The sequence below is a fragment of the Gimesia panareensis genome, from assembly GCF_007748155.1.
Lineage (GTDB): Bacteria > Planctomycetota > Planctomycetia > Planctomycetales > Planctomycetaceae > Gimesia > Gimesia panareensis.
This window is the reverse complement of the sequence record NZ_CP037421.1, coordinates 7,351,020-7,373,105: the sequence shown is the minus strand read 5'-3', so window position 1 is coordinate 7,373,105 and position 22,086 is coordinate 7,351,020. Positions and strand designations below refer to the sequence as shown.

At 54.2% G+C, this 22,086-nt stretch carries 16 protein-coding genes; 8 read left to right on the top strand and 8 right to left on the bottom strand.

Annotation, left to right across the window (positions count from 1 at the left end; genetic code table 11):
* Positions 1–9: 9 nt before the first annotated feature.
* The 4 genes from Enr10x_RS27830 to ilvB form a co-directional block, all read right to left on the bottom strand.
* Positions 10–1,398, bottom strand: coding sequence for a glutamate decarboxylase (locus Enr10x_RS27830; RefSeq protein WP_145452264.1), 1,389 nt, complete (start codon positions 1,396–1,398; stop codon positions 10–12).
* A gap of 116 nt (positions 1,399–1,514) precedes the next feature.
* Positions 1,515–2,948, bottom strand: a complete 1,434-nt coding sequence (locus Enr10x_RS27825) for a hypothetical protein (RefSeq protein WP_145452262.1) — start codon at positions 2,946–2,948, stop codon at positions 1,515–1,517.
* A 98-nt stretch (positions 2,949–3,046) separates the two neighbouring features.
* Positions 3,047–3,241 (bottom strand): hypothetical protein, encoded by a 195-nt coding sequence (locus tag Enr10x_RS27820; protein ID WP_145115158.1) that lies wholly within the window; start codon positions 3,239–3,241, stop codon positions 3,047–3,049.
* A 68-nt stretch (positions 3,242–3,309) separates the two neighbouring features.
* A complete protein-coding gene (gene ilvB / locus Enr10x_RS27815; RefSeq protein ID WP_197997397.1) occupies positions 3,310–5,091 on the bottom strand; it encodes a biosynthetic-type acetolactate synthase large subunit in 1,782 nt (593 codons plus the stop codon).
* Between the two features lie 615 nt (positions 5,092–5,706).
* Between ilvB and Enr10x_RS27810 the strand changes: the two genes are divergently transcribed.
* Both Enr10x_RS27810 and Enr10x_RS27805 read left to right on the top strand, forming a co-directional pair.
* The gene (locus tag Enr10x_RS27810; protein WP_145452260.1) at positions 5,707–7,083 is read left to right on the top strand and encodes a DUF1501 domain-containing protein; all 1,377 of its coding nucleotides are present in this window, start codon (positions 5,707–5,709) and stop codon (positions 7,081–7,083) included.
* A 949-nt stretch (positions 7,084–8,032) separates the two neighbouring features.
* Positions 8,033–8,479, top strand: a complete 447-nt coding sequence (locus tag Enr10x_RS27805) for an ankyrin repeat domain-containing protein (RefSeq protein WP_145452258.1) — start codon at positions 8,033–8,035, stop codon at positions 8,477–8,479.
* A 308-nt stretch (positions 8,480–8,787) separates the two neighbouring features.
* Here the strand turns inward: Enr10x_RS27805 and Enr10x_RS27800 are convergent, their stop codons facing one another.
* From Enr10x_RS27800 to Enr10x_RS27785, 4 genes are all read right to left on the bottom strand, one after another.
* Entirely contained in the window at positions 8,788–10,128 is a 1,341-nt protein-coding gene (locus Enr10x_RS27800; protein WP_197997309.1) for a transposase, read from the bottom strand.
* Between the two features lie 129 nt (positions 10,129–10,257).
* Entirely contained in the window at positions 10,258–11,103 is an 846-nt protein-coding gene (locus Enr10x_RS27795) for a SecDF P1 head subdomain-containing protein (protein ID WP_145452256.1), read from the bottom strand.
* Between the two features lie 602 nt (positions 11,104–11,705).
* A complete protein-coding gene (locus Enr10x_RS27790) occupies positions 11,706–12,116 on the bottom strand; it encodes a glyoxalase superfamily protein (RefSeq protein WP_145452254.1) in 411 nt (136 codons plus the stop codon).
* Positions 12,117–12,346: 230 nt separating this feature from the next.
* Positions 12,347–13,816, bottom strand: coding sequence for a sulfatase (locus Enr10x_RS27785; protein ID WP_145452252.1), 1,470 nt, complete (start codon positions 13,814–13,816; stop codon positions 12,347–12,349).
* A gap of 186 nt (positions 13,817–14,002) precedes the next feature.
* Between Enr10x_RS27785 and Enr10x_RS27780 the strand changes: the two genes are divergently transcribed.
* From Enr10x_RS27780 to Enr10x_RS27755, 6 genes are all read left to right on the top strand, one after another.
* Positions 14,003–14,404 carry a GntR family transcriptional regulator gene (locus Enr10x_RS27780; RefSeq protein ID WP_145115136.1) on the top strand — a complete coding sequence of 134 codons (402 nt, stop codon included), beginning with the start codon at positions 14,003–14,005 and terminating at the stop codon, positions 14,402–14,404.
* Complete coding sequence (locus Enr10x_RS27775) at positions 14,401–15,306, top strand: ABC transporter ATP-binding protein (RefSeq protein WP_145452250.1); 906 nt, start codon at positions 14,401–14,403, stop codon at positions 15,304–15,306. Before Enr10x_RS27780 ends, Enr10x_RS27775 begins: the two co-directional genes overlap by 4 nt.
* Positions 15,307–15,311: 5 nt before the next feature.
* Positions 15,312–17,027, top strand: coding sequence for a hypothetical protein (locus Enr10x_RS27770; RefSeq protein ID WP_145452248.1), 1,716 nt, complete (start codon positions 15,312–15,314; stop codon positions 17,025–17,027).
* 43 nt (positions 17,028–17,070) lie between these two features.
* Positions 17,071–18,786 (top strand): hypothetical protein, encoded by a 1,716-nt coding sequence (locus Enr10x_RS27765; protein WP_145452246.1) that lies wholly within the window; start codon positions 17,071–17,073, stop codon positions 18,784–18,786.
* A gap of 295 nt (positions 18,787–19,081) precedes the next feature.
* Positions 19,082–20,452 carry a hypothetical protein gene (locus tag Enr10x_RS27760; protein ID WP_145452244.1) on the top strand — a complete coding sequence of 457 codons (1,371 nt, stop codon included), beginning with the start codon at positions 19,082–19,084 and terminating at the stop codon, positions 20,450–20,452.
* 19 nt (positions 20,453–20,471) lie between these two features.
* Positions 20,472–22,085 carry a hypothetical protein gene (locus Enr10x_RS27755; RefSeq protein WP_145452242.1) on the top strand — a complete coding sequence of 538 codons (1,614 nt, stop codon included), beginning with the start codon at positions 20,472–20,474 and terminating at the stop codon, positions 22,083–22,085.
* Position 22,086 lies beyond the last annotated feature (1 nt).

Genomic DNA, 22,086 nt, shown 5'->3' with positions numbered 1-22,086 from the left:
CCACAGAGATCAATGGTGGAAACTGGAGCCTCCGGTTTGCGGCTCATGATCCGGACGCTGGGCAAAGTAGTCGATGGCATGCTGCAGGTCGCCGAGCAGCATGTCAGCCATGTCGCGGGTAAAGCCTTCCTTGCAGACGCAGCGCAACACCGCCAGGTCTTCCCGGTTTTTCGGGAAGGTGTAAGCGGGGACCAGCCAGCCTCGCTCACGGACTTTGCTGGAAATGTCAAACACGCTGAAGTTCGCTTTCTCATTCGTGGTAAAGGCAAACACGGGAATGTCACTCCCATCAGAGATCAGATCAAAGGGACCCAGTTCGGCGATGCCTGAGGAAAGATACAGCGCCACATCCTGTGAAGTCTGATGAATCTCACGATAGCCTTCGTGCCCCAGTCGCAGGAAGTTGAAGTACTGGGCTACCACCTGATTCCCGGGGCGGGAGAAATTCAACGCGAAGTTGGGCAGATCGCCCCCCAGGTAGTTACAGTGGAAGATCAGTTCTTCAGGCAGTTCCTCCCGACTCCGCCAGAGCACCCAGCCGACACCGGGATAAACCAGACCGAATTTGTGTCCGGAAGTGTTGATCGATTTGACTAGCGGCAGGCGGAAGTCCCATTCCAGGTCGGGTTGCAGGAAGGGAGCGACGAACCCGCCGGATGCCGCATCGACATGAATTGGCACGTCCCAGCCGGTCTCGGCGTTCAGTTTGACCAGCGCATCGTTGACCTCTTTGACGTTTTCATACCGACCGTCAAAGGTACTGCCCATGATCACGACCACACCGATCGTGTTTTCGTCGACCAGCTTGACGGCTTCTTCCGCAGTCAGGCAGAAGCGGTCGCCTTCCATGGGAACGAAGCGGGGTTCGATTTCCCAGTAGCGACAGAATTTTTCCCAGCAGACCTGCACATTAATGCCCATCACCATGTTTGGTTTGTCTGCTGGTTTGCCCTGGGCTTCGCGGCGTTTTCGCCAGTTCCATTTCAACGCCATTCCCCCCAGCATGGCCGCTTCACTGGATCCGATCGTGGAACAGCCGACCGAATTTTCCTCTGAAGGTGAATTCCACAGCTGGGCCAGCATATTGGTGCAGCGCAGCTCAATTTCCGCGGTCTGGGGGTACTCGTCCTTGTCGATCATGTTCTTGTCGAACGTTTCGGACATGAGCTGCCGGGCTTCGTCTTCCATCCAGGTGGTGACGAAGGTCGCCAGGTTCAGCCGCGAGTTGCCATCCAGAATCAGCTCGTCGCGAATCAGGTTGTAGGCGACTTTGGGAGGCAGGCCTTCCTCCGGGATGAGGTATTTCGGAATCGGCTCCCGGGTATAGCGACCGCCATAGGCGGGTGTAATAAAAGAGCTGGAATCTTCTTCGTTCGGATTTTTCTGGCCGTGCAGCATGAGCAGTTCCCTCCTGGATGATCAGAACGGTTATGGAGCGGGTATTCTGCTATGGTACTGAATGGCTCGAGGAATGAAACGGGGATCGAGTGGCCGATCAGTTTTTCTCTCAAATTTTATGTATTACAACCCACAGCGCACTGGCCGATGATGTCCAGCTTATCATCGTTCAGGTAGCAGTAGCGGTTGATCCAGACGCCATCCGGACTGATGTCGGTCGCGACCTGCATGCGTTCGCGGAAATCCTCCGTCGGGCCGTATCCATGCGCGAGTGCATAGATGGGCATGGGGCGGGCCAGCTTGCGGGCGGCCAGGATTTTGCGTTCCTGTGCCAGAGGTCCCGTCAGATGCGGTTCGTCGGGGCCGGGGTAGTAAACTTCGGAAAGCCGCTCGGGTGGGTCTGTGTCAGTGATATCGAGAAACTTAAACAGCGCGCGAACCAGCAGCGTTTCGGAGAGGCCGGGATTGGCGGCCAGTAACTGATCACCGTAAGAACGCAGAATCATCGACCAGTGCATGCCATACAGTTTCACGCTGACCGAATTACAATATTGAGCCGCCAGCGAATAGTTCATACCCGAAATGATCGACCAGGGAGGCGGGAAGGCGCTGGGGGCCAGTTCGACACTCGGCTTGCCTGCTTCGTCCATGGTTTTGCGGAAGCCGGCCAGCAATTCTTTCGACAGCTGCGATTTGAGCAGCAGCATGGCAGAAGCACCGGGGTAATGATCGTTGAGCCAGACTGTGAAGTTGGCGGCCTGGTTCTCTTCCGCGAGCCAGTTTTCCAGATCGAAGTTGGTCAGGCCCCCATTCAGTTTCTGATACAAAGCCAGTGAATCTTCCTGCATCTGATCAAAGCGGTAACCCAGCCGGTCCGCGGCCCGACGGGCATGCTCGCTGAAATCAAAGAATGCGGAGTCGAGAAAGTAGGGCGGGTATTCCGGCCAGTCAAAGCGGATCCCGTCGATGTCCGGATAATTCTGGAGCAGATCGCGAATCAGTGCGTGTTGATATTCAATAATGTGCGGGCTCGCCAGGCTGCCGTTGTTCGCGACCCGTTTGCGGGGCAGTGATCCGTCGGGCAGGCGGGGAATGTCCTCTTCGACCGGACCGCCGAACTGCACGCGATAGCCGGGTGGAATCGCAGCTTGCACCTGGAAATAGACTTCCAGTCCGCGCTCATGTGCCGCCTTGATGAAATCGGCGACGACATGCCCTTCGCGATGGGTGAGTTCATCCGGGGCTGCAGGCTGGTACCGCAGGCCGGCGTACAGTGATTCATCGGGAATAAAACTGGGGGACGTTCTGACCCACAGTTCCCGCTTACCCTCCCAGAGGGGACGGTCCAGCAGGCGGACCTGGCCGGCTCCCGCATCCGCCGGGGGTTCGCGGACTCCGGTCTGCACATCTGCCAGTTGCATCACGTAAGGTGAGGTGGAGACGGCAGTCACCCCGGCCCGCTGCATGAGATTGTCGAGAACGGATTCGACTCCCTCATACTGCAGATACTCTGGTAAGACGGTCACGCCGATTTGTCTCTGCTGACTCATGATTCCCTCGCAAAGAAGCAGAATAAACTCTCAGAGTCCTTTATCTTATCGGCCCGTCAGTTTTTTTCTCCACCCTGCCGGGGGAATTTTTTTTCACTTTATGCAGGCTCGGGCAGCTTCTCGCAGAAGGCGACCAGGAGGAATGTCGCGATCGGCCCCAGTAACAGGGAGATCCCAAACCAGATCAGCCCGCTCCGGTTTTTACCCTGAGCGAGGCCGGCGTTGATCAATGACAGCGAGCCCCAGCCCACCAGGTAACCGGGATCCTGGGCAATCTGTGCAGCAAACAGCATTGATCGTACTCCTGTTCCATACCGGTTCAAGCATTCCCGTGAAGACACGGGCCCGCGTTCAGAAGCAGTTACTCAGTAATGATGTCGTTCACGGTTCCACCGCTGGGGATCATCGGCAGCACGTGTTCCTGGTAGGTGCAGATCACGTCCAGCAGGTAAGGCTGATCCGAGGCCAGCATTTCTGCCAGGGCAGCGGGATACTCGGCTTTCGAGCGAACCTGCTTCGCCTGCAGACCGAAGCCTTTGGCGATCGAGACGAAGTCGGGATAGGTGTCTTCGCCGTGTTCGCCGGATCCTTTGCCTTCCCATTCCGGATGATGGACCGGACCGAGGTAGGTGTGTGCCCGACGGCCTTCCATGAAGCGGTCTTCCCACTGCACCACCATACCCAGGTGCTGGTTATTCAACAGCAGGATTTTGACCGGCAGCTTTTCCGTATGCAGGGTCGCCAGTTCCTGAACGTTCATCAGCATCGAACCGTCGCCGTCGATGTCGACCACCAGATCATTGGGGAACTGTGCCTGGACGCCCATCGCAGCGGGCAGACCGAAGCCCATCGTTCCCAGTCCCGAACTGCTCAGCCAGTGGCGGGGCTTGTTGAATTTATAGAACTGGGCCGCCCACATCTGGTGCTGACCCACGCCTACGGTGATGTAGGGATCTTTGTCTTTGGTCTGCTGCCAGAGTTCGTGGATCGCGTACTGCTGAGACATGATGTCGCCCAGCTCGGGATATTTGAGCGGGAATTTCTCTTTCCACTCTTTGACCTGCTTCAGCCAGTTATCAACCTGGGGCAGATCATCGTCGGTGATGGTTTCGTTCAAAGCAATCAGCACGTGTTTCAGATCGGCATTGATCGGAATGTGAGCTTCTTTGTTTTTGTGCAACTCGGAAGGGTCGATATCCACGTGCACGATCTTGCCATGCTTGGCGAATTCTTCGAGCTTTCCGGTCACGCGGTCGTCAAAACGCACACCGAAGGCCAGCAGCAGGTCTGCTTCATTCACAGCGTAGTTTGCATAGACGGTGCCGTGCATCCCGAGCATGTCCAGGCAGAGCGGATCATCGCCGGGGAACACGCCCAGACCCATCACGGTCGTGGTGACCGGAATATTGGTGCGACGGGCAAACTTCACCAGCTCTTCAGACGCATTCGAGGTAATCGCGCCACCGCCGACATACAGGATCGGCTTCTTGGAGCGTTTGATGGCAGCCAGAATCTGTTTGATCTGTTCGGGAGCTGCTTTCCGCAGTTCGGGCTGATAACCGGGCAGATAAGTTTCGGGATCGTAATCCGGCTCTGCATCGAGGGTCGCCAACTGACAGTCCTTGGGGAAGTCGATCAGCACGGGACCGGGGCGACCGGTGTTCGCGATGAAGAAGGCTTCCTTCACAATTCGCGCCACATCTTTTACGTCGGTGATCATGTAGGTGTGCTTGGTGATCGCACGGGAGATCTCGACCATCGGGGTTTCCTGGAAGGCATCACTGCCGATGACAGCCTGGGGAACCTGACCGGTGATGGCCACCAGCGGGATACTGTCCAGCTTGGCATCCGCCAGGGCGGTGACGAGGTTCGTTGCGCCGGGACCGCTGGTCGCCATGCAGACGCCCACTTCACCCGTGGTGCGGGCAATCCCCTGGGCCGCGAAACCGCCTCCCTGTTCGTGACGAGGCAGCAGTGTGCGGATCTCGTCTTTGTATTTCATCAGAGCCTGGTGCAGAGGCATGCTGCAGCCGCCCGGGTAGGCGAACATCGTCTTCACGCCCTGCCGCACCAATGCCTGAACCAGAATCTCAGCGCCATTGATGGTCGTCGTTTTCGTCTCTTTTTCGTTGGCAGTGGCCACTGTTTCACCCTTCTTTTCGATGATCTTTTAAAACTCTGAAATTCTATCAGACTGATCGCAGGTCCCGGCTGGATTTCATGGAGGGACTCCGCTCGATCAGCGTTTGCTGTTACCATAACAGTCAAACCTGTAGACGCACCTCGTACGCCTGATGTTCGTTTTGGGAAAATCACTGAATGATTTGCCGTCAATTCTATCTACTCCGGGGGACAATAACGAGTCATTTCCTGCTCAGATTCCGATTTTCGTGCAGAGACATTCACATTACTCAGGCTCAGTCAACGGGTTACGGAACCTGTTTCGATTATTCAGGTTAAGCGGCCCCTTGCACCTCCCCCGAAATCTTCGCTGCAAAACCCGGATGACATCAAAAGGTGTACGGTTATAAGTTAATAAATTCCATTGGCTTACGTTGAGCGATTCAGCTGAATTCCAGATCAGACACTTTCCGGCAGCGAAAAGTTTGGAAACTGAGATCAATTTTGATACGATATATAAGCAGGTGCTTAAATGAACGTCTAGCATGGAGTGGCTTTTGAAAAAGTCGCCACAGGCGAGCCGTTCCAGATTGGTCACCTGACTTTCCCACCACCACAGCCAACCGAGGTATTCACGATGAATCGTCCCGCGACACCGCTTCAGGCTCTGCAGTCTCGACGCTCTTTTCTCCAGGCCGGGTTTCTGACCCTGGGCGGATTGAGCCTCACGGATCTGTTGCGCTTGAGAGCCGCGAGTGCTGCTCCGCATCGCGCGACTCCCGACACCTCGGTGATTCTGATCTGGCTGCAGGGCGGTCCCAGTCACATGGAAACTTATGACCTCAAGCCGAACGCGCCGCTGGAATACCGGGGTGAATTCAATCCGATCCATACCAACGTGCCCGGCATGGATATCTGCGAGCATCTGCCGCTGCATGCGAAGGTCGCAGATCGGTTTACGCTCATCCGTTCGATCTCTCACGGCTTTGCCAACCATGCTGGCGGTGCAGGGCGGTTCCTCTCCGGACGCGATCCGCTGCGACCGCTGGATCCCCTCTCGCAGTTTCCGACGATCGGCCCCATCGTCTCCCGCATGCGCGAGCATGTGAATAACGGCCTGCCGAACTACATCGGGAATCAGCCCCGCGTCTATGGCGGCGGCAGCGCCTACCTGGGTGAGTCGGCTCTCCCCTTCGTCGTCGGTGCAGACCCGAACCTCGACAACTTCCAGGTGCCCAACATCACCATGGACGACAAGCTCAAGGATCGGCTCGATGATCGCATGACACTGCTGGCCTCCTTCGACCAGATGCGGCGGGACATCGATCAGAACGGCTCTTTGAAATCGATCGATAAGTTCAATAGCAAAGCGCTCAACATGCTCACCAGCGACAAAGCCCGCAACGCGTTTGACATGTCGCAGGAGAGCGCAGCCACCCGCGAAAAATACGGACGTCACAAATGGGGTCAGCGTGCCCTGCTGGCCCGTCGACTGGTGGAAGCGGGTTGCAGCTTCGTTACCATGCAGATGCAAAATCCCGGCGTGCAGGGATGTGCCGGCAACTGGGATATTCACGCCGTCAACGGCCATTTGTACGATGATCTCCGTGGTCGCCTCCCGATCTTCGACCGCGCGGTCTCCGCATTGGTCGAAGATATTTATGATCGCGGTCTGGATGAAAAAGTGATGGTCATCGTCTCCGGCGAATTCGGTCGCACGCCCCGCATCAATCCGCAGAAGGGAACCCGTTCTAAAATCATGCAGCCCGGTCGCGATCACTGGCCCGGCGCCATGTCGGTCCTCGTTTCCGGCGGCGGCATGAAGATGGGACAGGTCATCGGCTCCACCACCGCCAACGGTGCCTATGCGAAAGACAACAAACTCGATCCCAACGATCTGCTCGCGACCATCTATCGCTTCCTGGGCATCGATCAGCACCACGCCTTCCTTGACCACAGCGGACGCCCGATGCCGATCCTCCCCAAAGGATCTCCGATCCCCGAACTCAGCTGACGTCGGTTGTCTAACTGTCGTGTGCCACTGTCGGCTTGCCCGACAGTGTTGGAGTAATACTCTCCCACCAGAAAGCCGTGGATAACCCCGAATGTAATTCGGGGCGAGCACAGCGAGCAGGAAACCGACAGCGCAACATGACGAGCGGTTTCATCAGACAACCACCTCCCCTGCACATCGGGTGCCATCTGTTGGCTCGCCAACAGTGATCGAGCAATCACACTCCTGCACAAATCTCCGTCTTTCAAGTTCCTCACTGAATTTCCCCCTCACTAACGTGAATAAACTGGACTGGACCCAGCCGTGCGTCTGACCAGAATCCCTGTTCTGCGTCGCGCGCGCGAGCAACACCTCTTTTTCACAGGAACATTCAGAACCGATGCCACAAATACACTATAAAACCCTCTGGTTACAGCACGATTTGAAAAACAACTGCTCATCGATGCACTCCGTTTTTGGTCAACTTTTACCGCTTATAACCGCATAAAAACCGCTGATTGCCAATAATGACACGTTTTATCACGAGGTCCCGCAGAACAGAAAAAAGCAGAGGTGGACCCGCGTGTCCGCCCGCCTGGCGACATGCCAGCCATTTCTGCCATTCCCGCATTGAGTGGTACCAGGCGAAATCATTCAGGGTAAGCCCGAATGTAATTCGGGCCGAGCGTAGCGAGCAGGAAACAGTCAGTGTTGCCCTCATGAAAAGAACCACTTTCTTTTCTATAATGCTCAGAAGACAGGCAAGCCGGAGCACCCTCTGCAACAACTTGCCTGTCTGGCCCCCGAACCAGCTTGAGAGGCAAACGGTCTATTTTACGGAAAAGAAACGCCCGCCCGTAGCTGAAAATCGTGAACCTGATGGCAGCGCATAGTCAGCAACCAGCGTCGACAATCTCGAAAAAGTTTCTCACAACGGATCTCAGAAATTCACTCCAACGAAAGCAAAGCCATGCAGAACCAGCCTTATGAAGAAGAACCGTCGGCCTACACCGAAGGCTTTCTGAAGCAGGACTATCCAAGAGTGCTGCAATCGTTGCAGGAAGATCCAACACAGGCAACGCTGGTTTTTGGGGAGCGGAATACCACGCTGCTACATGCAGCGGCATATGATGGGCAACTTTCTATAGTGCAGAAATTAATCTCATTGGGAGCAGATTTAAACGTCAGGGAAATCAGTGGTAGAACTCCTCTGCATCATGCTGCAAATCATGGACATATAAACGTAATCGATGCTTTAGTTACAGCTGGGGCTGATCTCGAAGCCAGGGACAATACTGGATACACACCGCTCATGTGGGCGAAGATTTCCCGAGCTGGCTCAACTGAGCAAAAGGATGATCTTGTAAAAAAACTCCTGGAACTGGGAGCCAGAGAGCAAGCTGAAGGCGAGCGATGAACAACCCAGGAGGTCGCAGAATCGATATTGCCTGGTGAGAAACTGCCCCTCATTTTTCTTTATTGAACGATCGAAAAAACAGCCATAGAGCCCATTCGGGGTGCCACTGTTGGGCTTGCCCAACAGTGCTGCTACAAACAAGTAAAATCATCGGTGATGATACCTCAATCGCAGGCTCTCCCCGCAACCTCCTGCTCACTGCGCTCGGCCCGAATTACATTCGGGCTCACCCGCTGTTGGATCGTTGGATCAAATAATACAATCACTGTTGGCGAGCCAACAGTGGCACCCAACGCGGGTAACGACTTTTATTCAAGATAGATTTTCGCCAGTTTTTTTTGATCCGTTGTTGCCTGAATGATAGTTGGTTTTCCGCATTGCCGTTTCCTTTTCTTACACGGATGTCCCCGGCTTGCTTTTCTGTTATTCGGCCGTTTTTCTTCGGCGAGCACGGATTGCGAAAGCAGGTCGGTTAATGGCGCCCATTGCTGAGCATGGCAGGCAATTATCGTGACAGCCTGAGAAAACACACGAATCACTTTGATCGGACTGAGTTTTTTGAGATTCGTTCCCTGCTTATGCAACATGTCTTTTCCGACAAATAACGCAACCCAGATTCCGATCAGAGTCCAGTTTAATTCTGTGATGACATTTACAGGCGTCTGGCAACATAGCTTGCTGCGTTCACAGGATTGTTTTACTGAGCGGAAGAAAACCTCAATCCCCCATCTTTGACGATATAATTTACAGGCACATGCATCGGTCATTTCTAATTCGTTGCTCACCAGGTAGATCTTGTTCCTGCCATTATGGATCTGGAACAGACGCAGGACCAGCGGGCTTTGGTCTCGACGCTGCATAGAGTCGGGCCAGTAATAGACGAAGCCATCACGAATTTTCAACTGACCAAGTGATTTTAACAGGGTTACGTTCGAACCAACACGAAACAGGAAAGAATGCCCTGACTCCATGATGGCTGACCACAGCGGAGCACCTGTATATTGCGCATCCCCAACCAGTCGGACATTTTCTGGAAGGGATTCCAGCATTTCCCGGGCCGCAATTCGCTCACTGCCAGCTGCCCCCTGAATACACCAGCGAAACGGTAACCCACTGCCCAGATGCCAGAGCACGGTCGTTAACAGTTGAACGGTTAACGCCTTGGATTCATCGGCTTTTTTGCGGTATTTCGCCGACCTTCTATGATGGATCCCTGGTGCAAATTCACGCTGATTGGCTGCTGAGCGAGGCGCAGAGAACTTGGTGGCATCCACGGCCAGAGTGACTTTGCCTGCTGTGGTTCGATAGCCCTTCCATTGTCCCAGTTTTGAGGAAAGATGTTGAATCACCAGATCCACCAATGGCTGTCCGTAGTTCGCCAGAGCTTTCATCAGCCCTTGTCGTGTCACTGTCGTCGAAACCTGAAAGAGCTCACCGGCAACCGTGTAGGCCGTTTTTACCCTTTCGCCAAGTGTTCCTTTGGCAGTCCAGCCCATGCAGAGAATGGCAACCGCAGCCAACCAGCCCGGATCCAGAGAGGCATTGCCGTGACGTACCAGGGAAGACGTTTCGCAGGGAATCAGCCTGTCAAAAATCGCTTTCATTGACTGAATATTTATGCGAAGATGCTCGGTATCTTGATGCGGCATTCCAAGAGTCCTTTCTTGGCATGAGTGCAATTTGGTTAGCACCTGCATTAAACAACCTAACGGTTGTCCGCATCAAGATTTATTTAACTTACACAGAATCGTTACCCGCGTTGAGTGCCACCCGTCGAATCACTCATTCCCGGAAATCGAACGTGCGATCCGCTGCGCTTCTTCCGTGGTTTTGATTCCCGTAATCATGATTTCAGACCCCATTGGTGCGGCAATATTGGGGGCCATGATGACTTCTCCATCGACGAGAATCGCCAGGGGGTTATCCCGATGTTCCCGGCTGGCCTGCCTGATGATTGCTGTTCCTTCCTCGTTCAACTTCATGGTGACGACCGGGGTCTGATCCGAGTCCAGACCAACCTGGGCTTGCAGGAAATGCTCATTGGATAAAATTGGTTGGACAGGCAACCAGATGCTTTCTCCTGATTTTCGCACAAGGCGTTCTTCCAGCCCTTTTCCGGGACGGGTCTCCGCCAGGTAAAATTCGACCTGCACTTTCGGCTCCGGGTTAGAGGAATAGATCTCCTGTCCCACTGCAAAATCGGCAGCCGGGTCTCTCCTCACATCGAAGGCCCAGAGGCCCATCCCGATCACCAGCAGCGCACACAGAAAGAGCGCACGCCAGAGGAAACGCGATGCTTTGAAGAAACGGTCCAGCGCATCCGGTGTATTGTGCCGGATGCGTCGCAGACTGGCAATGTACCTTTGCAGAGCGAAAGCCAGCAGCAGGCAGGCACAGGCACGCGCCAAATGGGAATAGACGGCCAGGCGCCCACTGCGGGAATCGGTCAGTAAAATAAACGGTTCGACTTCCATGCGTAACTGGACCAGAAACAGAAGCGTGGAGAGAGCAAATCCCCCGACCAGTAACATAAACACCAGGTAAGCAGCTGGTAACGAGCGTACCAGAGGGGCCAGTATATGAACCGGTTCCGGAATGGCAGGCGTCTGTTCCTGGTCAGTCATCAGCAGCGCTCCACATGAATCTGAAAGGGAAATGAGAGGCGAATCGCCACCACGCATCCTACCTGTTCATAGGGCTACTGTCCACGCTGGTCTCGACCGGATGCCCCGAAAGCAATCCGTGATTGCGGACAGGCAACTGTCAGAGCAATAGATCAATTTATATCCACGAACCGGGGTCGTGTGTTGTAGGGGCGGTGCCCATGTGCCCGCCCGCCTGGCGATTCGCTGTCTCAGTGAGCCCCATCGATGGGAACCTGAAGAACGTCCCCCGGGTGGTCGCGGATGTAATCTGTGATTGCCGACAGGCAACAGGAGGTCGCAGAATCGATATTGCCCAGTGAGAAACTGTCCCTCATTCTTCTATATTGAACGATCGAAAAAACAGCCATAGAGCCTATTCGGGGTGCCACTGTTGGCTTGCCCAACAGTGCTGCTGCGAACCAGTAAAACCATTGGTGATGTTGCCTTCAATTGCAGGTTTTCACCGCGACATCCTGCTCGCTGCGCTCGGCCCGAATTACATTCGGGCTCACCCACCGGTTTTATCAAGTGGTCATCTTTCTCAATCAATGTTAGCGAGCCAGCAGGGCCACACAATCCCCTCATCCTTCGGTCGTCTGCGAGCAGAACACCAGCAGGTTGCCGAACGGATCAAAGAGATTCAGATCCGTATTCCTCCCCTGGTAGCGCGGATCGACGGGGATCGGCTTCGGATAATCCGCTTTCTTAGCGATCAGGTAGTCGCAAAAATTCTGTAATCCCAGAACGGGAATATTCACCTCAGTAATCGGTGCATCTTCCTGCGCGTGTCCGTTGAGATGCAGAACGGCTTTGCCCAGATGAATCTGCAGATACAACGGCGCCGTCGGAGAGAACCGCGACTCCCAGTCGACCTCAAAGCCCAGATAATCCAGATAGAATGCCTTCGCTTTCGCTTCATCAAACATCCGCAACACCGGGATCGAAGATCTGATCTCGAACCCGTACTCTGATTCCGTTTTCGATTCGCTCATCAGGATTGACCTCCAGCGCTGGGTGCCACTGTTGGCTTGCCCAACAGTGCTGCTACAAACAAGTAAAATCCATCGGTGACGCTCCCCTCAATCGCGGTTTTCCCCGCGACTTCCTGCTCGCTGCGCTCGGCCCGAATTACATTCGGGCTCACCCACCGGTTGTATCAAGTGGTCATCTTTCTCAATCACTGTTGGCGAGCCAACAGTGCCACACAACACGAACTCAGCTCTCAATCGGTCCCACCCGGCTTGCGCGGAAACTGGGCCTCCAGCAGCTGCACCGCTTTCTCAAACTCCGCCTGGTCTGTGGGATGTTTGATGATGTTTGTGTTCTCTTCCGGATCGCTCGTGTGATCATAGAGCTCTTTCGCGACCACCTTGCCAGTTTTAAACTCGCGCCATTCGGTGTAGCGATAGCGGGGCGTGCGGACCGAAACTCCCATGTTCTCGGGCTGCTTTTTGTAATACGCGGGCCGCGGATGCTGCGTGTAGGCGGCAGGCTTCACAGTTTTTCCCGGATCTTTCAGCAGCGGTACCAGACTCTTCCCTTCCAGCTTTTCGGGCTGGGGTAGATGACAGAGCTCGACCAGCGTGGGATACATGTCGAGCAGTTCGACGAGCGCGTCGGAGGTCTCTCCCGCCGTCTGCATGTGCGGCACTGAAATCATCAGCGGCACATGGGCGTCGTTTTCGAAGTTCGATGTCTTACACCACAGGCCGTGCTCCCCCAGGTGAAAACCATGATCGGACCAGAAGACGATGATCGTGTTGTCGCTCAGTCCCGAGCGATCCAGTTCCGCGAGCATCTTACCCACCTGCGCGTCGAGATAACTGATCCCCGCCAGGTAGCCGGAGCGGATTTCGATAATCTGCTCCCGCGTCAGTTCCCCTTTCGCGGCCCGCATCAGTTCACGGCTGTCGTGCAGCGCGATCCTGGGAACGTTTTGGGGAGGCTGTGAATTGCTGGCCGGTTCAACGGGACTCTCTTTGTAGAGATCCCAGTATTTCTTGGGGGGATTGAAAGGCAGATGCGGTTTCCAGAAGCCGACCGCTAAAAAGAAAGGCTGCTGTTTCTGTTCGAAGCCCTGGAGCGCTTTAACCGCGAGATCGCCGATCCGTCCGTCGAAGTAAGCCGAGTCGGGTACGTCACGCCGCTCGGTCCGCGGTGCGGTCGCGAGGTTCATCGGCAGCTCCCGGTTATTGTTGAGCTGTGGTTGATCGTCGTCGTGCCGGGCGTAATGCAGGACTGCGGGCACACTCCACGACGCGGGATCGCCTTCGATTTTCTGTCGCCAGTTGTGAAAAATTTTTCCGATGTTCTGCGTGAAATAACCGTTCTGCTTAAACAGCTGCGGCAGTGTGACAATATTCGGATCAGCTTCGCGGAAGTGCTTCGGCAGATTCCAGATCTGCAGCGTATCCGGTCGGCGGCCCGTCATCAGCGAGGCTCGCGACGGATTACAGAGTGCCTGCTGACAGTATGCGTGTTTAAAAAGAACACCCCGGGAGGCCAGCTTGTCGAGGTTCGGTGTTTTGACCAGCGGGTGACCGTAACAGGCCAGATCGCAGCGGAGGTCATCCGTGCCGATGAACAGCACGTTCGGTTTCTGCGCTGCGAACAGGGAGTGAGAACACACAGGGCAGAGGAGCAGCAACAGAGCGAGCACCAGCAGTCGAGGGCTTCTGCCTGGAATATGCATGAGAGGACTTTCTGTAAGAGATGCAGACGGAAACGGTTACGCTGCTCTTCATTCTGAAGACTCATTCGAAGGGATGCAACACTGGATTGGAAGCCGGAACGGGCTCTGATGAATTCTGCAAAAAAGTGATTGACATTTGAATTCGACTGTATTACTGTGTTGATACAGTTTTGAAGGAGTGAAAAGATGCAGATTCAACTCTCAGAAGCGGACGGCACCCCTTATTATCAACAGGTGGTGAATCAGGTTAAGTTCCTGGTGGCTTCGGGCCGTCTGCAGCCGCACGATCAACTGCCTTCGGTGCGGGGGCTGGCACAGCAGTTGACAATCACTCCCAATACCGTCGCCCGCGCCTATCGTGAGCTGGAAGCTGAAGGAGTTGTGATCTCCCGACGCGGTTCCGGCGTTTACATTTCTGATGGCGTTTCTCCCCTCTCGAGTAAAGAAAAACGCCGTATTCTCAACGAACGCATGGATGCCCTGCTGACCGAATCGCGTCAGCTGGGCGTGGATGAGCAGACCCTGCTGAAACTGCTGCACGAGCGCAGTCAGAAATTCGATGCACACACTTTAGAGGTCGAACCATGAGCACGCACGTCATTGAAATCGAAAACCTGAGTCGCCGCTTCGGGAAGAAGCAGGCGTTAGCGAATGTCAGCCTTTCCGTTCCCGAGGGAGCCGTCTTCGGCCTCGTGGGCGAGAACGGGGCCGGCAAAACCACGCTGTTGAAACATATTCTTGGCTTCCTCAAACCACAGAGCGGCACCGTGCGGGTCTTCGGCCTCGATCCGGTCGCCGATCCGCCCGGCGTGTTGAGTCGGATCGGTCATCTCTCCGAAAGCCGCGACCTGCCCCCCTGGATGACGGTCCGCGAACTGTTTGAATTCACGCGGGCCTTCTATCCCAAATGGGATCCGGTCTACGCCGAGGAACTGCGGATGATGTTCGAGCTGACGATGACGCAGAAGGTTACCACGCTTTCCCGCGGTCAGCTGGCGCGGGCGGGTCTGCTGCTGGCGCTCGCCCATCGTCCCCCGCTGCTGGTGCTGGACGAACCTTCGTCGGGCCTCGACCCGCTGGTCCGCAAAGACATTCTGGACGCCATCATCCGCACGGTCGTCGATGAAGGCCGCACCGTGCTGTTTTCCTCACACCTTTTGGACGAAGTGCAGCGCGTCTCCGATCGGATCGCGGTGCTCGATCAGGGACAACTGCTGCTGACCAGCACGCTGGACGAGGTTCTGGTTTCGCATTATCGGCTGACCGTCAGTTTCGCCGAGCCGCAGCCCTGCTTTCCGGTACTGACCGGTGCCTTGACCTGGACAGGTTCCGGCAAGGAATGGGACGTAATCTGCAACGGACAACGACAGGAACTGGAAGCAGCACTCAGGGAGCTGGATGCCGAGATCCTGGAGCAGACGGCTCCGACCCTGGAAGAAATTTTTGTCGCCCGCATGAAGTCAGCCGCCCGGAGTTCGTTTAAGGACTGAGTACGATGACAACCGCCTTATATGTAACGACCAAACAGTTCTGTAAACGGGCCTGGCTGGGGGCGTTGCTCGCCGTGAGCACGCTGGTGCTGCTGCCGCTTGTTTTTCGTGCTCTGATGTCGCTGAAGAAACTGGATGGATATGGAGTCTCTGGCGAGCCCTTTGATTATTACTTTGCTTTTCTGGGAATGTCGTGGATCTTCTTTTTCGCGATTTGCATGTATGCCTTACGGGATTGTGAAAAAACTCTTTTCCGACTCCCTGTTTCCTCGACCCGGATTTTCAGTGGGTTAGTTCTGCTCACGGCAGGAGCTGTCATGCTGCTCGATCTGGTGACGAATGGTTGTTACCGAATTCTATTTTTCGACCAGCGCTGGATTGTCAATGACTGGCCTGTATTGGGGCCATTGTTATTTTTAATGACTCTGTTGATCACATGTCATGCGCTGTATTGGAGCAGATTCAGTCTCAGTTTTACTTTTCTGTTTGTCTGGGGGAGCCTGGTTGCAGGATTGTTCTATTGGTTTTGTTCGCGATATTTTCCGAACGGCTTTCATGAGGCCAGTGTTCCCTGGCGTCATGTTTCATTTTCAGATGCTGTGATCATGCTGGGGGCAAGCAGTGTCGCCTGGTACCAGGGATCGCGTGTGTTTGGAAAGGTCCGCTCAGGAACAGCAATACCCAGCCGACAATGGCAACAGGCTGTTGTCTGGTGGAATGGTCTGTTAACAGGAAACTGTACCACTCCTGCTTCGAGTCAGTCTGCCTTGGCGCGCTTGCACTGGTCTGATTCCTGCCGTCGCCCTGTGGTGTTTGCGGGCCTGTATCTGGGCATGCTGGGAATTCTGTTGAGCTTCATTCTGTTTTTGTGGAGGGCTGGCTCCTGGAATCCTTTAGTTGCTTACCTGAACAGTATCGGCAATGTGACCTGCGTGTTGTGCTTGCTTGCTGCTGTGTTCGCAGGATTTCTGTTGGGGGATGGAATCAATAACACCGGACGAACAGAACTGAAAAACTATCTGGGCGGAGCCCCTTTAAGTGATAATGCTTTTTCCGGTCTGTTGATGAGAAACCTGGTGAAGTCGGTCGGCTTGACATATGGTCTGCTGCTGCTGAGCTGTCTTCTGAGCCATGCCGCAATGATCTTGTATTTCGGGGCAAATGGTCACGTGCTGACAATGCAGTACTGGGAAATCTATGTCTCTGTACTGTCAACACAATCCGGTCCCTTTCTGTGTTTTACATCAGCTGTTTTCTGGGGAATCAGTACGACTCTGGTCTCAATTCTCTGGACAGGCCGTACCTGGTTTTATTTTGCTTTGATTGTGATTTTCGGAGGCCTCTGTGTCTCGTTCATCCTGATCAGTTCTTTCATGCGTACTGAATCGATCACGGGCTTGCTGCAAGGCTATCTGTTATTTCTTTCGGCCTGCATTCTGGGAGGGACGTTGACGGCTTTCGTTGTTGCATTGAAAAATGAACTGATCACCAGATTGACAATTCTGGGGGCAGTTCTTTTCTGTCTGTTTTCCGGCTGGTTCGCCTGGTCTTTGTCAGCCAATGATTACAAATCCCTGTTCTACAGTATTTACAATTCCAACTTTTTCTTTCAGGAAACAGGGGAGAACGGTCTAAGATTTTTTGTGTTTGTACTGCTCACGACTCTCGTCGCCCCCTTCGCGACGATCCCCCTGGCGATCTCCTGGAACCGCCATCGCTGACGTGTATTGTGTTTATTGTAACTATGAATCCTGAGGTAAGGTGATGACAACCGCCTTGTATGTAACGACGAAACAGTTCTGTAAGCGAGCCTGGCTCGGTGCGTTCATTGCTGTTGGAGTACTGTTGCTTGGTCCGCTGGCGTTTATGCTGTTGTCGCGAGTACTGGCGGTGAGCATCGGTCATCTCGCGGAGAATCTCCGCAGTTATTATTTTGCCTATCAGCTGATTTCCCTCGTCTGTTTTCTCGCCGTCGGCCTGCATGCACTGACCGGCTGTCAGCAGCTGTGTCGCGGGCTGCCTATCTCTTCGCGGGCGATTGCCTCCTGGATGATGCTGGCAATGGTCGGGCTGCTCGTCGTACTGCAGCTCGTGACCAACGGCGCGTATCGGCTGCTGTTTTTTGAAAAAGCGACCCTCACGCACGACTGGCCCATCTTGGGGCCGCTGCTGTTTATGATCACCTTGACCCTTGTGGGGAACTTCATTTACTGGAGTCTGAAAGCTCCCAGCTTCAGCCGGGTACTTTTCAGCGTCGGCTTGATCGGCGGGCTGTTTGCGTGGTTTCTTTCACGCTACTACCCGCACGGTTTTCAGAAGCCGTTCGTCATGTGGGAGCAGGTCGGCCTGGGCGAATTTGTCACGCTGCAGCTGGTCTGCCTGGGAGCCTGGTACCAGGGAACCCGGGAGTTCGCCCGCTTCCGCGCCGGAACCACGGCGCCCAGTGAGACCTGGTTTCGCGTCGAGCAACTCTGGTCGTCCCTGATTTCCGGCAGTGACTCCCGGCGGCTCCTGTTACCGCTTTCGAGTCGGATGGCACTGGCAAAGTTTCACTGGCGTCATTCCGGCCAGCTGGCCGTCATCATGGGGGGCGTGGTGCTCGGGCTGGCGGCCCTGATGATTAATCTGGAAAGCACCATTTCCTTTGACTATCACAGCCCGGGCATTAATGATTACCCTGAGCTGATTGAAAGTTTCTATGGGATGACGCTCCTGTTCAGCTGGATCGCCGCCATTTTTATGGCTGCCTTGTCAACCAGGGGGATGAATACCCAGGGACGCACCGGCATGAACTCGTTCCTGGCCAAAGCGCCTCTCTCCGATCGGGACTTGAACACCACGTTGACCCGCAATGTGGTGAAATTGTACGTGACTGGCTTCCTGCTGTTCCAGGCCAGTCTGCTGTTGAGCTACCTCGCACTCTGCCTGATTCATGGTGCGGAAGGCCGACATCCGGAACTGAAGACCATCTTCTGGGTCCGCCTCTGTGTTAACTACACGCTGATCATGCTGGTCGGCTTCTGGATCATCGGTGCGAACCTGGTATCCATCCTCTGGACCGGGCGCACCTGGTTTTACTGGACGATGCTCAGCCTGTTATCGGCCGGATTCCTCTCCCTGGTCGGATTGATGATCTTTTTGAACAGAATGATCTCCACCTTTGTCTACTTTCATTATTGTGAAATCGCGGTGGTGCTTTTGCTTTCGCTCCTGGTGTTGTCCGGCACAGTCTTCGCCTTTCGGTCTGCCAGGAAAAAAACACTGATTGGCCACAAGACCCCCTGGATCGCACTGGTCGGCTGGCTGCTGTGCACCAGTTTCGCCTGGTATTACCTGTATTCCGATCAGGTTTTCATGTATACCGATCGCATTGTCATGGAACGGCTGGTCGAACTGGTTTTCCTGGGAGCCGTGCTCTCCCTGGTAGTACTCCCCTTCGCGACGATCCCCCTGGCGGTCTCGTGGAACCGGCATCGTTAACAAAACAGGAATCAGTACCATGACAGACGGTCTGTTACGGGTTACAAAATATTCTTTGAGCACGCACCGGCGGAGTCTGTTTGTTCTCACTGCGGTGTTGGTATTCCCCTCACTGTTGATTCGGTTTTTGATCTTCCTTGATAAAATAACGTCGGATCAGCTTTCGCCGTTGCATCATCGACAATTCCCGTTTTTCAAAGTCTTTTTTTCCGGTTACCATTTCGCTTTTCTATCTCTCACAGGGATCGCGTTCCTTATTTTCTGTTTTTCGATGTTACCATTCAAACAGAAACTGATGCCGCGCATGCCTGTCTCGACTGCAGAATTAGTCAGCGGCCTGAACGTGTCGCTGCTGATCATCTTGTGCATAGTCAGCATCATTTCAAATGGGGCATTTCGTCTGTTGCTGTTTGATGCAGACGGGTTTCAAAAATACTGGCCAGTTGCAGGGCCGACGCTGTTCTTCATGACTTCGATCGTCGTTGTCCAATGGATTTACTGGGACATACAGAGAGTCGGATTTGCCCGTCTGCTGTTCTGGATCAGCTTTGTTCTGGGAATGTGTTACTGGTTACGATCCCGTTACTATCCTGATGGGTATGATATCTTTTCAGTTGCTCCCTGGGTGAAAGTGACCTGGCCTGAATTTTTCACCATGCTGACCGTTTTTGTGGCAGCCTGGATCGGGGCGATTCGTTCATGCGCCCAGGTCCGTTGTGGCACAGCCGTCCCCAGCCAGATGTGGGAACGTGTCTGGCAGGGAGTGGGCCGACTCGGGCATGTGACCTGGGGAGCAGGTCCCGCGAAGTCTGATTCCATCGCCAGTGCCTTTGCCCGGCTGTACTGGCGCGACAGTTGTAGTGCCGTGCTGCTTTTCTATGTTTCAATGGGCGCAGTCCTGTTTGCTTTTAGCCTGGTTATGGATGAAAGTCCTCGTGAAGTGGGCGCTTTGGCCATCGCGTGTTTGTGTTATTTCTGTTTCCTAATGGCACTTTCCCTGGCAGGTGCTCATACCAAAGGGTATCTGGCAGGCGCTCCGCTTGCAGATCGGGATATGGCTGCGATTCTGGTTCATTCCCTCCTGAAACTGGTTGTGCTGTTTATCTCGGCTGTTTTGCTGCTCGGACTGGCAGGTGGCTCTCTCATTACTCTGTTGCTACACGGGGCAGAAGCGACCAGAACATTGTGGCCCTGGGCCATCCTCTCTGCAGAGCACATTAGTTGGTATCACGCTTATGCTCTGCTGTTGCTGGCAACCTGGATCATGTTATCAAATTTAAACTCTCTGGTCTGGTCGCCTTATCAGAAACTGAGGAACTTTACCATTTGGGCTATGTTCCTGTTTCCGTTCCCAACATTCTTGATTTATGAGAATTTCGGTCCATTTTCTTCAGGTATTGTCGGGGACGTACTTTTTCTCTCACTCAGCGCCTTGATCTGGTCTGTCACCATCATGGCTTACATCCGCGCTTATGGGGCGGAATTAATCAGTGCTCGCGCAGTCTGGCTGACGGCGCTGTTCTGTCTGGTTGTACCCGCCTGCTATTGGAATTTCTGGCAGACGAACGGGCTGTCTCTGAGAGTCTTTTTGTCTTCCTTACTCATACTGGCTGCCACTCCTTTCGCGACGATTCCGTTGGGGGTGTCCCGAAGTCGGCACTGTTAACAAAACAGGAATCAGTACCATGACAGACGGTCTGTTACGGGTTACAAAATATTCTTTGAGATCACTCTGGCCGCTGGGGCTGGGGGTCATCGGACTGCTGGTGCTGCCTCCTCTCGGGATACGGTTGTTAAACCATTTCCTGGGTCGGTTTAATCCTCCATCGGCAGCTTCTTTAGGAGCCCATTTCTTTTTTATGGCGGTTTCCGTAATCATGCTCGCAGTAGTGAGTGGGGTCGTACTGGATCAGACAAAGGATTTGCTGTCCCGGATGCCTGTCAAAACAGCGGAGATTGTCAGTGGGCTGATCCTGTCCACCTTATTCGTGAGCGTCAGCGCCAGCCTGGTCTCGATTTTCATTTACCGTCAGTTTTTCTATGGAGAGATGATGTTCCGAGACGGCTGGCCGGTCCTGGGGCCAACTCTGTTTCTGGCGACGTTGATTGTCGTCTTCCATTGTGGTTTCTGGAATCTGCAGTCGTTCAGTTTATCCAGAGTGTTCTTTTGGATCTGTTTTGGTGACGCGATGTTTTTCTGGTTTATGTCTCGCTACTTCGACAGTAAATCCAGCAACAGCTTCGAGCCCTGGAAGCAGGTCACTCCCCTTGAGCTGATCACGATGTTGGTCGTATTTGTGGCTGCCTGGGTCGGGGCGATCCGTTCATGTGCCCGGGTGCGCTGCGGTGCCACTGAGCCCAGTCGGACCTGGGAACATTTGCAAACCAGGGTTAAAAGTCTGACGCACCAGACCTTCGTCAACGATCGAAAGCGTTTCGATTCCATTTCGGCTGCCTTTGCGCAACTTTACTGGCAAGACTCCTGTCGAATTATCGCTCTGATCTGCATGTGTCTGGGGTGTCTGGTGTTTGTTATGGCCCTGACTACCGGGAATCGTACCACCCCGGAAGTGATATCGCTCACAACGATGATTTTATTTTTTAGCGGTCTGTTTCTGCTGTTGGTGCTGGGAACGTCTTTATCGGCAAAAGAGTCAGGTCAAATGAAAGACTATCTGGCGATCGTCCCCCTTTCGGATCGAGATATGGCTCTCGTACTGACGCGTATGACTGCGAAAATGGTCCTGGTACTGGTCGGTTCAATTCTGCTGTTCGGGCTGGCCGGTGGTGCTCTGCTTTCCTGGTTGTTTGACGGCACAACAACAATCGCGGATGTACTGTCTCGACGGTTCAGTTCTGAATCGAGTTGGAACCCCGTCTATACGTATGCTTTGATTTTGCTGGCAGTCTGGGCGATAGTCGCGAATATTCTGGCCTTGAGCTGGTCACCACGCAGGGGATCCAAAGAGCTGATTGCTTCCATTCCTACCGTTGTGATCGCCACCGCTTTAATCAATGGTTTCAATCCGATCGTGGGAGACCGACTTTTTCTCTCGATCAGTGCATTGATCTGCCTGGCCACGATCCTGACTTACCTTGCCGCGTTTAAAACAGGGTTGCTGCAGGCACAGGCCCTCTGGCTGGCGGGGCTGTTCTGCCTGACTATCCCTGCCGTCTACTGGAATTTCTGGAGTACCAGCGCGTTGCCTCTCAAGCTGCTCTGGTCCTCCTTACTGATACTCGCCGTCACCCCGTTTGCCTCGATACCGCTGGCGGTCTCGTGGAACCGGCATCGTTAAT

What these genes read in the sequence shown, in the direction of transcription:
- Enr10x_RS27790 (WP_145452254.1), bottom strand. Translation starts at nt 12,116, where the DNA reads ATGAGCGAATCGAAAACGGAATCAGAGTACGGGTTCGAGATCAGATCT.
- Enr10x_RS27805 (WP_145452258.1), top strand. Translation starts at nt 8,033, where the DNA reads ATGCAGAACCAGCCTTATGAAGAAGAACCGTCGGCCTACACCGAAGGC.
- Enr10x_RS27820 (WP_145115158.1), bottom strand. Translation starts at nt 3,241, where the DNA reads ATGCTGTTTGCTGCACAGATTGCCCAGGATCCCGGTTACCTGGTGGGC.
- Enr10x_RS27795 (WP_145452256.1), bottom strand. Translation starts at nt 11,103, where the DNA reads ATGACTGACCAGGAACAGACGCCTGCCATTCCGGAACCGGTTCATATA.
- Enr10x_RS27810 (WP_145452260.1), top strand. Translation starts at nt 5,707, where the DNA reads ATGAATCGTCCCGCGACACCGCTTCAGGCTCTGCAGTCTCGACGCTCT.
- Enr10x_RS27825 (WP_145452262.1), bottom strand. Translation starts at nt 2,948, where the DNA reads ATGAGTCAGCAGAGACAAATCGGCGTGACCGTCTTACCAGAGTATCTG.
- Enr10x_RS27830 (WP_145452264.1), bottom strand. Translation starts at nt 1,398, where the DNA reads ATGCTGCACGGCCAGAAAAATCCGAACGAAGAAGATTCCAGCTCTTTT.
- Enr10x_RS27780 (WP_145115136.1), top strand. Translation starts at nt 14,003, where the DNA reads ATGCAGATTCAACTCTCAGAAGCGGACGGCACCCCTTATTATCAACAG.
- Enr10x_RS27755 (WP_145452242.1), top strand. Translation starts at nt 20,472, where the DNA reads ATGACAGACGGTCTGTTACGGGTTACAAAATATTCTTTGAGATCACTC.
- Enr10x_RS27775 (WP_145452250.1), top strand. Translation starts at nt 14,401, where the DNA reads ATGAGCACGCACGTCATTGAAATCGAAAACCTGAGTCGCCGCTTCGGG.
- Enr10x_RS27770 (WP_145452248.1), top strand. Translation starts at nt 15,312, where the DNA reads ATGACAACCGCCTTATATGTAACGACCAAACAGTTCTGTAAACGGGCC.
- Enr10x_RS27785 (WP_145452252.1), bottom strand. Translation starts at nt 13,816, where the DNA reads ATGCATATTCCAGGCAGAAGCCCTCGACTGCTGGTGCTCGCTCTGTTG.
- Enr10x_RS27800 (WP_197997309.1), bottom strand. Translation starts at nt 10,128, where the DNA reads ATGCCGCATCAAGATACCGAGCATCTTCGCATAAATATTCAGTCAATG.
- Enr10x_RS27765 (WP_145452246.1), top strand. Translation starts at nt 17,071, where the DNA reads ATGACAACCGCCTTGTATGTAACGACGAAACAGTTCTGTAAGCGAGCC.
- Enr10x_RS27760 (WP_145452244.1), top strand. Translation starts at nt 19,082, where the DNA reads ATGCCGCGCATGCCTGTCTCGACTGCAGAATTAGTCAGCGGCCTGAAC.